Below are 11,395 nucleotides of genomic sequence, written 5' to 3'. Positions count from 1 at the left end.
ATTAAAGTTTTGTTTGTAATGAAATTAATTTTTGTTTGTCAACCTTTGGAGTTATTGATTCTAGGTAAGAAGAACTTACAGCATTTTTATTTTCAACAAATGGTCTTACTTGAAATAACCAAATTTTGTTTTCTTGAAAGCCAAGTTCCATATCGAAAGGTCCATGAATTCCTTTTTCCATCATTTTATTAGTTAATTCTTTTTGCAAATCATTTAACTGACTAATGTTATATGGTGATAAAATAGGTGTTTCGAAGGTTGTCGATTTTTTAATGGTACCACCTTTTTTAGGAAGCACATTGTAAAAAGGCTCTCTTGAAGGGGCTATTAATTTTGAAACTCCTGTGTTTTTTATACTCCAGGTTTCTGCAGCTTGTCCATCGACAGCACCACCTACGCCTCTACTAAAAGCGGCTGTAATCTCGTCTGTTTCTCCCGATGACACGCCTTTGGTAATCATAACCCCAGAATAATCATTATTTACACCAGGAATAACCACAATAGAAGGATACACGTTTTCTGGATTTGTTAAGTATTTTTGACGCCATTTAAAACTACGTTCTGTGTATGGCGATGCCCAAACTTCTTTAATGCCGTTAATTATATTGTTTTTCTCCAATACATTAAACAAGGTTAAATTGAGTCCAGCCCCTGTAAAACTTTTTAAATCTTCCATATTGGTATCACTCCTTAAAAACACCGCTTGTTCGCCAAAAGGTTTTTTAATAATGTTTGTAAAAGATGAACTAATATCACTTATAAAACTATCTAAAAGCGGCATATCTAAAATGGCCTGTCTTAAAATAGCAAGCTCTTTTAATTGATAATCTTCAACTTCTTTTTCAGGTTTATTTGCAGCTTTCATCTCGCGAGCTGTGTTAAAAATGGCGTTTAAATAATCCCAATAAGATCTATCTTGGTTAGGCATTTTTTGTTTCATATGATTTAAAAAAATACCAAAAGGAATAACAAATCCATCGACAACGTGGTCTGGGAAATTGTTTTTCAACTCTCCTAAATTCGCTGCTTTAGGACCACAATAAATACCAGAAGATGTCGCATCAACATCCATTAAACTCATAGTTGTCGTTCTATCTAACCTAATTTTTTCAACAGGAACCGTAATCATATCATGAGAAACTTCTTCTTTTGAAAATAATTTTTTCTCTGTTTCTGTCATGTCTTTTTCAGGCTTCATTATAACTGTACCTTTATTTGAAACAGCATAAAAAACACGTTGTTTCGAAAACTTTTTTAGACTTTGAAGATTTTCACTTGAAATAGCTGCATTTGGAATACCCAAATTCCTAGCCAGAAGCTGAACGTGAGACACCAAATTACCTTCGGAAACTGTTAAAATTCCTGAAATAGGTTTTAAATCTGATGGTGGCCTTTCAAATACATAAATGTTTTTCGGATTAACTTCTATACCTTCACCAGAACCTTCAATAACATGTAATTCGCCTAAAGCATATCCCGGATTTAAGCCATGAACATGACTTTGATTGTCTATGGATAATACTTGGTTATTTAAAGAAGATTCTTTAGATATTAAATCGCCCAGTTTACCAATACAATTCCCTAAATATAAGGCCACAGAACCGCGAATTCTATCATCTAAAAACCCATGTGTTAATGGCTCAAATTTCTCATACACCTGTACCACATTTTTAAAAACAGCACTATTTTTACCTGTTCCCCATTCTAACTGATTACGAGCTGCAACTAACATGTCGTTTAATTCGGCCATTGTTAATTCTGCTTTATCTGGTTTCGCTAAGGTATTTTGCAAACGATTCCATTCCCAAATCTCGGTATATCCTGATGCAGCAGAGGCTGTACTTAAATAACAAATAACATCAATTAAAGCCCCTAAGCTATGGGTATTGTAATCATTAAACTGTTTAATTATTAACGATTCTAGTTTTAGTGATAAATCAAAAAGTTCTAATCGACCTTGTGAAGATGTTTCATTTAAAATATTTTCTCTAATAAACCACATAGCATCCGAGGTAGACTCCATTCTTTCTTTTGCACTCAATAAATTATAAGCTGCTATGTAATTATTTAAATATGCTTTTATTTCTTTATTGGTAAGCGGTTTTAAATACGTTGAAAGTTTTTCGAGTTTAACGGGTTCAAAAAACCGGCGCATCGTAACTATTAATTCATCTAATTTAGAATTTAATTCGGGCGAAAGACTGCTGCTATTAGCTGTTTTGAATGCTTTTACTTTTTCAATATCTGTAACATCGGGTTTTCCATGAATTTTAATTCTAATATTCATAAAATCGTTATTGGCATCGGCAATGTATTTAGACTGACTTCGCATTAATTGCGCTACATTATCGTCGCCAGAATGCGGTATGTCTTTAATAGCCTGTCTGAGCAAATAAAAATGCTTATTAATGTTATCATTGTTTTTTAAAACTTTATTAAAAAAGCTTTTTCCCCATTCTTGCTCATCTTCGGCTTGAACAGCACCACGATAAAAACGCCCTTTACGATTAATCCATCCGTCGTCTACCGAAGCTAAATATTTTCCCAACATATATTGCTTAATTCTAGAATGATAATTGGCATCATCCCAAAATGCTTCATAATCTGTTGAAGCTAAAATTTGTCCTAAATAAATATGATTTTTTTCACCTAACTGAACTACAACATCTTTATATCTGGCATGTTGAACGCCTCCGTCCTCGCAAGGCTCCTTTGGCAAATTAATTGTACCATCTTTGCAAAACCAACGAATATCTTTGTAGGGACCTCTAATGTCGGTTTTAAATTTAGAAATTAACGACTCTATATGATCGATTTCAGTTGGTTTTAAATCTTGGGAGTGGCCATTATTTACAGATAAAATAAATAATAATGAAAGAATAAAAATACACCTCATTCGCTTAATTTTTAAAAAGTTATAAATATCATAAGGAACTAAATATAAATAATCTTACGCAAAAAAGCATTACTATCCGATTAAAAAAAACGGTTTTATAGATTACCATTGTAAAATATAAAACCGTTTTAGTAAATATGATTAAATTAAAAATGCTACAATAACAACATTCAATTTATTTTTTTAGCTCTAGTTTTTCAGCAAAATAGTCGCAAAAATCTTTCATGGTTGCTGTCATTTTCTCATCCTGAGTCGCTCTGTTAAAAGTATCGCTCATGGCTACTAAAGTTTGATGAAAGAACACCTTCATTTCATCAACAGGCATATCTTTAGTCCATAAATCGATGCGTAAGGTTTCTTGCGTATTAGAATCCCAAACAGCAAGCATCATTGCTTTGGCTTCTTCATTTGTGATACCGCCATCTTCGGCAGTCCAAAATAATTTTTCTGGAATTCTATTGTCATCCAGTTCTACGGTTAATTCTATTGTAGATGTGTGTGTTTTAGACATTATTTGCGTGGTTTAAATTTGGAATTATTAAAAATTTCTTCGGCGCTTTTATCAAGCATTTCATTTATAGTAATTGTATTATGTTCCATGTAGGCCTTAACAATTTGCCAACCTATATATGGGCCCAATCTGCCGGGAGATTCGCTGTCGATGCCTTCAAGATAAAATTTAGAAAAAGGTGCAGGGGTTATAAATCGGCCATCTAATTTAGAATCTGTGCTGTATAATAATTCCCGTTCAACAAAATAGCGCCAAATGTAACTTTCGTTAGCTTTAGCCCAATCTAATTGTTCCTGCGAATAACTTATACGCGCTGCTTCGGTTTTAAAAGGGAGTACAACGTCTTTAAAATACAGTTGTTTTCCATAATAAATAATTTTATCTAAAAATGTGTTTTGAGTACGTTCGTAAATAAATTTGGTCGCATATTCACTCGCCATATCTACCACAATTTGATCTTTATTCATGTTATTACGAATGTACACTGGTATACTTTGATAAAATTCATGGTCGCTACCTAAATAATTATCTAAAGCAATAAGGGCGATGGTATCGGTAACTATAACTTTATTTCTGTAATCTACATCACTTGTTGTGGTTATAACCCTAGGTTGTTTAAATGATGGAAAATAATATTTTAAATGATTAAATAAAGATGCTATTTCTGTAGATGTTTTACTAAAGTCGTTAAAGGTTTTGTTTACTTCTTTAAAAATTTGTGTCTCTAAAGTATCGGTAGTTTTAGCAATCCAAAAAGAATCAGGAAATTTTTCTGAAAACATAAAAGGATAGGCATTTTTCAAATCGGGAAGGGTCTCGGGAGTCACTTTTGCAAATAAGGCATCAAATCGTTCCACATTCACTTGAGAGTCAATAGCGGCTATTTCGGCTTCTAATTTTTGCTCTTTTTTACAAGAAACTACAATAACCCCAATAAATAAGAGAAATAATACATGTTTCATACAAACTTAAACCTTATAAATTTTTATAAATTGACTGATTGACTTATTTTTGTTTACAAAGGTACTATTCTTAGATTTAAATTCATTTAATATGCAAACAGAAAAAGTTGTTGATTTTATAGTAAATTGGTTGAAAGATTACGCATCAAAAGCTGGTGTAAATGGTTTTGTAGTTGGTGTTTCTGGTGGCATTGACTCTGCTGTAACTTCAACACTTTGTGCTAAAACCGGATTAAAAGTTTTGTGTGTAGAAATGCCTATACACCAGGCGGCTAGTCATGTTACACGTGCACAAGAACATATTGCACATCTTAAATCAAAATACGAAAACGTAATCGATAACAGAGTCGATTTAACACCTGTATTTGAAGAATTTAAAACTGAAGTATTAGCCGATGCCGATCAAGCAACTGTTGATATGGCTTTAGCCAACACCAGAGCGCGTTTACGCATGACGACACTTTATTATTATGCAGGACTTTATAAATTACTAGTAGCAGGTACCGGTAATAAGGTTGAAGATTTTGGTGTAGGATTTTACACGAAATATGGTGATGGCGGAGTCGATTTGAGTCCGATTGCCGACCTATTAAAATCGGAAGTTTACGAAATTGGCAAATTTTTAAGTGTGCCTGAGTCTATTATGTTAGCATCTCCAAGTGATGGTTTATTTGGTGATGCCAGAAGCGACGAAGACCAAATTGGCGCATCATACCCAGAGCTTGAATGGGCAATGAAAATGGCCGATTCGGGGAGAACTGCAGCAGATTTTTCTGGTAGAGAACAAAAGGTTTTTAACATCTATAAACGCTTTAATACTGCCAATAAACACAAAATGATTCCGATACCAATTTGCGAAATTCCTAACAATATGTTATAATTATTGCAAATCATATAATATTTTACTACTTTTAAGGCAAGCTTATTCTCTCAATTATAATACTCTCGAAACTAAATTATAATTCTAAAAAGCTTAGTAAAATTATGATAAAATTATTGATAGCAGACAACCACCCTATTACAAGGAAAGGGCTTGAGGTTCTATTCTCTGCATCATCCAACATTAAGATAGTCGCTAGTGTTGATAATGGTGAAGAAATAATAGAATACATCAAAAAAAATCCTGTAGATATCATTTTAACTGAAGCAGATTTGCCAAAACTTAACGGTTTAACACTTTTGCGTTATCTAAAAAATGATTATCCAGACATTAAAACCATTATTTTTAGTGCACAACCAGAAGAGGTTTATGCCATTAACGCCATTAAAGCTGGCGCTGTTGGTTATTTACACAAATCTGAAAACGTGATTACTATTAATGAGGCCATTTTAAAAGTTAGTAATGGAGGTATTCATTTAAGTAATGAATTAACTCAACTATTAGCTTTTGGAAACAGAACTAACAAACCAGGAACGTATTACAAAAAACTTTCTACCAGAGAGGCCGAAGTTTTAAAACTTTTAACAATTGGTAGAAAAAACAAAGAGATTTCCAAGGAATTGGACATCAATGAAAAAACCGTTAGTACCTACAAAGCCCGCTTAATGCGCAAGCTTAAAGTAACTAACTTAGTAGATTTAGTTAGCCAAGCTAAATTAAATGAGTCGTTGTTATAATACACGATTAAGTTTTCTCGAGAGTAGCATTTTAAGACTAGAATAATCTTTAACCTCTTCAAGAATATTTCTATTACTATCGGTAATATTTGATAATGTTTCTTGTTGAAAAACCTTTACTTTTTGATCTATTAAATAGCATCGAAGACTCAAAATGGTTTCACTAACTAATTGTGCAACGCTATGATGTTTTTCTTTTGGAAAAATATCCATGCGTTGCCAATTATCTAGTGTATATCGCTCATCTTCCATTAATATAGAAGTGATTTCATTAGCCATGTTAACATCTACTGTATTAATAAAATTCTTTACTTCAAAGTCCGGATTTTGATTGAGCTGATCGATAATCGTGTAATAGATTGTTTTAAAATGATCGTTTGTAAACTCCATTTCATCATCCTGTAAATCTAAAAACACTTTTTCGTAAACTTTTGCTTGTTGTATTACGGGCTCAAGTTCTAACTCGCCTTTATCATTTTCCTTAAGAACCAAATCTTCAAAATCTTCAACCTTGTTACCATAAAGCAATAAAATTTCTATTATTTTACGCTCTAACAAATACTGAACATCAACTTTTTCAACGGGGTTTTGATTTTTAATAACTTCAAAAGCCTTATTCTCGCTTTTAATTTGTTTTGATTCGTCCTGTAACTCTTTTTTATTTATTTGAGCTAAAGTGCTAAATAGTACCGACTCACTAATATCCATAATACGAGAACACTCCTGAATATAAATTTCTCGTTTAATTTGATCGGGAATTTTAGCAATACTATTTACAATATCTCTTACCGTATCGGCTTTTTTTATAGGATCGTTTTTAGATTCTTCAAATAAAACAGATGCTTTAAATTGAATGAAATCTTTCGCATTTTCATCTAAATAGATCGTTAACTCTTCTAAAGTATTTTTTCTGGCAAAACTATCGGGATCTTCACCTTCGGGAAAGGTACAAACCTTAACATTCATACCTTGCTCCAAGATTAAATCGATACCTCTTAGCGAAGCTCGCATACCTGCAGCATCTCCATCAAACAATACTGTTATATTTTTAGTTAACCTATTTATTAATCTTATTTGTTCTGATGTTAATGCCGTTCCAGATGAAGACACCACGTTGGTTAAACCTGTTTGGTGTAATTGAATAACATCGGTATAGCCTTCAACTAAATAACAATTATCCTCTTTCGCGATACTTTGCTTGGCATAATAAATTCCGTATAAAACATTGCTTTTATGGTAAATATCACTTTCTGGAGAATTTACATATTTGGCTGCCTTTTTATCGTTAGTTAAAATACGACCGCCAAATCCTAAAACACGACCACTCATGCTTTTAATAGGAAACATAACGCGGCCTTTAAACCTGTCGAAGCGTTTGTTGTCTTTAACAATCGTTAAGCCTGTTTTCTCTAAAAATTCGATGTTGTATCCTTTTTTTAAGGCTTCGTCTGTAAAGGCTTGCCATTCATCTAACGAGTACCCTAAATTAAACTTTTCAATGGTTTCCTGAGTAAAACCGCGTTCTTTAAAGTAACTTAGGCCGATCGATTTTCCTTGATCGGTTTTAAATAATATTTTTTGAAAATAGGTGTTTGCAAATTCACTTACCAAATACAAACTCTCGCGCTCACTTTCTTTTTCCTTTTGTTCGTTACTTTGTTCGGTTTCCTCTATTTCAATATTGTACTTTTTCGCCAGATATTTAATCGCTTCAGGGTAAGTAAAATGTTCGTGTTCCATTAAAAATGAAACCGCTGTCCCTCCTTTACCTGTTGAGAAATCTTTCCAAATTTGTTTTACAGGCGATACCATAAAACTTGGCGAACGCTCTTCACTAAAAGGACTTAAACCTTTAAAATTACTTCCGGCTTTTTTAAGATTTACAAAATCACCTATAACCTCCTCTACGCGAGCAGTTTCAAACACTAAATCTATGGAAGCAGGTGATATCAAGTTGTAAGTATTTTTTAATGATGATTAGTAGATTTCTATTTTCTTATCACTAAAAATAGGAACGTAAAAGTAATACAAACAATTCATTTTAAAAACTAAAAGTGGTTTTGAAATTTGTCATTATAAGTAAATTCTACTACTTTAGATTTATAACTGGTTGTATTATACTATTGTTTATGAAGAAAATATCGGACATCACTCTTAAAGGAGCACATCTAAATTTTGCTTTTTGTCATCAAAAACCTGAGCGATCGTTTTTTTTTAAAGGCAAGCAATTTCCATTATGTGCCCGGTGTACAGGCATTAATTTAGGCTACTTAGCCCTTCCTCTTTTTGTTTTTGGCGTAATTAAAATTCCGCTTCTTTGGACAATTATAATGATTATACCAACCTATATCGACGGTACAATTCAAGCTTATTTTAATATAGAAAGCACCAATAGCAGGCGTTTCATTACGGGCCTATTAAGTGGCATTGGAACCATGTCTATGGTTTCTAAAATAGGTATTTTTATTGGCAATCAAATTCTAACTCTAATCAATTAAATATTCAAATTATGCAAGAACAAAACAACCAAAACGACGAATTAAGCTTAGGATTAAAAATTTTATCTTTTTGTATTCCACTAGCTGGAGCCGTTATTTATTTTATGAATAAAGGTAAAAGTCCGAATAAAGCAAAAACAGCATGTTACGCAGCTTTAATAGGTATAGCTGTCGGCATCGTTTTTCAGGTATTAGCTACCGTTGCAGGTTTTTCTGGAAACTAAAACAAACTAAAAACCATCAAGCTTTCATCGTTAAGAAAGCTTGATGGTTAAAATTTAATCCATATCAAATCTTACTCCTATTGATATGTTATTCTGTTTAAACAATTGATCTTTAAAAATAGGAGATAAATCGTATTTTACGTAAAGTGCCGTATCACCAAAGGCCACATAACTACTAATACCATAAACTAAATTAGAGGTATTAAAATTACGTTTTTGCTTTTCTTTAACCCGCTCGCCATCTAATTCGTATTTTAATTTTTGACGCGTTCCAATATTAAATCCGCCATAACCTCCAATTCCTATTATAAATTGATTTTTTGTTGAGTATCTAAAATAGCTGTCTTTTACTATTTTTTTAGAGGGTCCAAACTCAAAATGCACTGGAAAAACTAAGTTTGAAACCGATAATTTCGCTTTTTTCAGTTCGTAAGGGAATGTTTCTAAACCTGTTTGATTGCCATTTTGAACAAAATACTGATTATTAGTAGGCTTTAAACCGTTTATTTGTAATGAATACCCATATTTAACTCGAAGAAAATTAGACTCTTTAAACACTCTGGTTTTCCACGCCCAGCCTATTTCGAAAAAGCGAGAACCACCAAATTTATAAGGAGAATTATCTAAATTATCGTTTTCAACAATGGCGTTATTTAAACCAAACGCCAATACAAAATCGCTTGTAGTTTTTCTATCGTACTTAACATGTTTGGGCTTGTCATCTTCTTTATCGCCAATAAAAATAAAACTTTCGCTGGTGTCTTCTCCAGAGCCTATTCGTATAATCCCCCTAAAACTCTTATCGTCGTCAACCTTGTATCCTGCTTCATTTCGCTCAGAAAGTGCCATTTTATTTTCGAGAATTGCTATTCTGTTTTCAATATTTAAAGCTCGTTTTTTTGCAGCTTCCTTTTTTAAAATATCGGCTTCCAAATTGGTAATTTCGCCTTTTTATAGCCTAACATTAATTGCTTCAACTTCTTCCTTTAAAAAATTTCGCTCTTCCTCATTAATTTGGTCTTTCAAATTATTCAAATAAGCTATTTTCTTTTCGTTATTAGTTTTTTGAATCGTGTCTTGTGCTTGAATGAATTGCACACTTAAACTTAGCACAATGAGTGCTATAACTTTGGTAATTGTTTCCATAACTGTTCGTTTTTTATCCTTACGGATGTGATTGATAATTGATTTATTGATGAAATTTTTTAATCGTTTCGTTGAGCTACAGCGGTTTTAACTGTGCCATAACTAGCCTTTATAGCTTCTAAAACTTTACTTCTAAAAGATTGATTTAAGTCGGCTTCTACATCTTGTAAAAGTTCCAGCGGATCGATAGTTCCTGCTACTTGATTATTACTTTTTTGCAGTCTAATCTCATTTTGGGCCTCGAGTAACAATGCATCAATATCGGCTTCGGTAATCGGGACATTATGAGATTTTAAATCGGCTATTTTCGCAACAACTTCTTGTATTTTTTTATCTTCAAAAGACAAAACCTCTTGAGGGGCTTTAATATCTTTATTAGTAGATTCCGATTGATTTGCAAGCTCCATATTTTCATTATCGTTATGAGATAAAACTTGAGAAGGCACTTGTTTATCATTTTGAAACGTTTCTACACTACTGGCTGTTTTATCTTCAACAATATCTAATTTGTCTTCAATAAAACTATTTGCATCCATAGCTTCTGGAGCAACCGATTCTTTTACATCTTCAACAGGTGTAACAACTATTTTATTGGTGCTATTTTCATTTTTAAAAAAGATACTAACAACAAATAAAACACCTATAATACTTGCAGCGATGCCCAACCACCAAAATGTTTTGTTATTTGGTTTCGTGGCTGCCGAGTCTAAACGGTTTGAAAGTTTATCCCACGCTTGAGCCGACGGTTGAATGCTTCTGTTTTCTAGCGTTTCTTTAATTTTATTTTCGAAATTATTTGATTCCATAACCTGGCTTGTTTCTATTAATAATTTTTTCTTGAAGCTGTTTTTTAGCTTTAAATAATTGTGATTTTGAAGTACTCTCTGAAATATTCAAAATTTCTGCAATTTCATGATGCTTATACCCTTCAATCGCATACATAACAAATACTATTTTATAACCTTCTGGCAAATCATCGATTAATTGTTGAATTTCTGCTAATTCAATTTCCGTTTGAATATTATTGGTGAAATCGTTTTTGTAATCGATAACGTCTAATGCAAATTCAATAGACTTTTTTTGTCTTAAATACGATATAGATTCGCGAACCATAATGCGACGTATCCACCCTTCAAAACTACCTTCGGCTTTAAAATTTTTTAAATTTGAAAACACTTTAAAAAAACCATTCAACATAACTTCTTCTGCAAATTGAATGTCTTTTATGTAGTACCTGCAAACGCTTAACATTTTTGGAGCATACAAATCGAATAAAATGCGCTGCGAATCCCTGTTATTTTTTATCGCGCCCTTTATAAGCGATGCTTCGTCTTTATGGAGTTGTATTACTTTCAATATTGATTTCATTTTGCCTTCTATTTAACAAGACGCAATTTTGATGCAAATGGTTGCCTGAAGATTATTATTTTATTTACATTTATTTTTATGAGCAATATTTAGTACCTTAAAAGAACAAATTGTTTTATGTATAATTAAAACTTTATTTTTTTTATTGTTTGTTAAAATTTAGAATTTTTTTT

The 11,395-nt window shown here is 32.4% G+C and carries 12 protein-coding genes; 4 read left to right on the top strand and 8 right to left on the bottom strand.

Translation table 11 applies throughout. The features are described from left to right. Position 1: 1 nt before the first annotated feature. From AW14_RS06155 to gldB, 3 genes are all read right to left on the bottom strand, one after another. Positions 2–2,896 carry a PEP/pyruvate-binding domain-containing protein gene (locus AW14_RS06155; protein ID WP_044638021.1) on the bottom strand — a complete coding sequence of 965 codons (2,895 nt, stop codon included), beginning with the start codon at positions 2,894–2,896 and terminating at the stop codon, positions 2–4. 175 nt (positions 2,897–3,071) lie between these two features. Further along, complete coding sequence (gene gldC / locus AW14_RS06150; protein WP_044638020.1) at positions 3,072–3,407, bottom strand: gliding motility protein GldC; 336 nt, start codon at positions 3,405–3,407, stop codon at positions 3,072–3,074. Next, on the bottom strand, positions 3,407–4,369 hold the full coding sequence (gene gldB, locus AW14_RS06145) for a gliding motility lipoprotein GldB (protein WP_044638019.1): 963 nt from the start codon (positions 4,367–4,369) through the stop codon (positions 3,407–3,409). The genes gldC and gldB overlap by 1 nt, the downstream gene beginning before the upstream one ends. A gap of 91 nt (positions 4,370–4,460) precedes the next feature. On the opposite strand from gldB, the gene nadE reads away from it, so the two are divergent. Together nadE and AW14_RS06135 are read left to right on the top strand one after the other, a co-directional pair. Then, a complete protein-coding gene (nadE, locus tag AW14_RS06140; protein ID WP_044638018.1) occupies positions 4,461–5,249 on the top strand; it encodes an NAD(+) synthase in 789 nt (262 codons plus the stop codon). Between the two features lie 104 nt (positions 5,250–5,353). Further along, on the top strand, positions 5,354–5,986 hold the full coding sequence (locus AW14_RS06135) for a response regulator transcription factor (protein ID WP_044638017.1): 633 nt from the start codon (positions 5,354–5,356) through the stop codon (positions 5,984–5,986). Here AW14_RS06135 and dnaG read toward each other — a convergent pair. Next, positions 5,981–7,939: a DNA primase gene (gene dnaG / locus AW14_RS06130; RefSeq protein ID WP_044638016.1), complete on the bottom strand. Its 1,959-nt coding sequence runs from the start codon at positions 7,937–7,939 to the stop codon at positions 5,981–5,983. The genes AW14_RS06135 and dnaG overlap by 6 nt on opposite strands. Positions 7,940–8,115: 176 nt before the next feature. On the opposite strand from dnaG, the gene AW14_RS06125 reads away from it, so the two are divergent. Both AW14_RS06125 and AW14_RS06120 read left to right on the top strand, forming a co-directional pair. Next, positions 8,116–8,484 (top strand): DUF2085 domain-containing protein, encoded by a 369-nt coding sequence (locus tag AW14_RS06125; RefSeq protein ID WP_044638015.1) that lies wholly within the window; start codon positions 8,116–8,118, stop codon positions 8,482–8,484. 11 nt (positions 8,485–8,495) lie between these two features. Then, positions 8,496–8,708: a hypothetical protein gene (locus AW14_RS06120; protein ID WP_044638014.1), complete on the top strand. Its 213-nt coding sequence runs from the start codon at positions 8,496–8,498 to the stop codon at positions 8,706–8,708. 54 nt (positions 8,709–8,762) lie between these two features. Here the strand turns inward: AW14_RS06120 and AW14_RS06115 are convergent, their stop codons facing one another. The 4 genes from AW14_RS06115 to AW14_RS06105 are packed head-to-tail and all read right to left on the bottom strand — an operon-like array spanning position 8,763 to position 11,222. After that, positions 8,763–9,641, bottom strand: a complete 879-nt coding sequence (locus tag AW14_RS06115) for a hypothetical protein (RefSeq protein WP_316930062.1) — start codon at positions 9,639–9,641, stop codon at positions 8,763–8,765. An 18-nt stretch (positions 9,642–9,659) separates the two neighbouring features. Further along, the gene (locus tag AW14_RS15240; protein WP_316930061.1) at positions 9,660–9,854 is read right to left on the bottom strand and encodes a hypothetical protein; all 195 of its coding nucleotides are present in this window, start codon (positions 9,852–9,854) and stop codon (positions 9,660–9,662) included. Between the two features lie 59 nt (positions 9,855–9,913). Further along, a complete protein-coding gene (locus AW14_RS06110) occupies positions 9,914–10,660 on the bottom strand; it encodes a hypothetical protein (RefSeq protein WP_044638013.1) in 747 nt (248 codons plus the stop codon). Beyond that, positions 10,647–11,222, bottom strand: coding sequence for an RNA polymerase sigma factor (locus AW14_RS06105; RefSeq protein WP_245617625.1), 576 nt, complete (start codon positions 11,220–11,222; stop codon positions 10,647–10,649). The genes AW14_RS06110 and AW14_RS06105 overlap by 14 nt, the downstream gene beginning before the upstream one ends. Between the last annotated feature and the right edge of the window lie 173 nt (positions 11,223–11,395).

The sequence above is a fragment of the Siansivirga zeaxanthinifaciens CC-SAMT-1 genome (genome assembly GCF_000941055.1).
In the GTDB taxonomy this organism is placed as follows: Bacteria; Bacteroidota; Bacteroidia; order Flavobacteriales; family Flavobacteriaceae; genus Siansivirga; species Siansivirga zeaxanthinifaciens.
The sequence above is the reverse complement of the archived record's forward strand: the minus strand, read 5'-3'. Positions and strand labels throughout refer to the sequence as shown.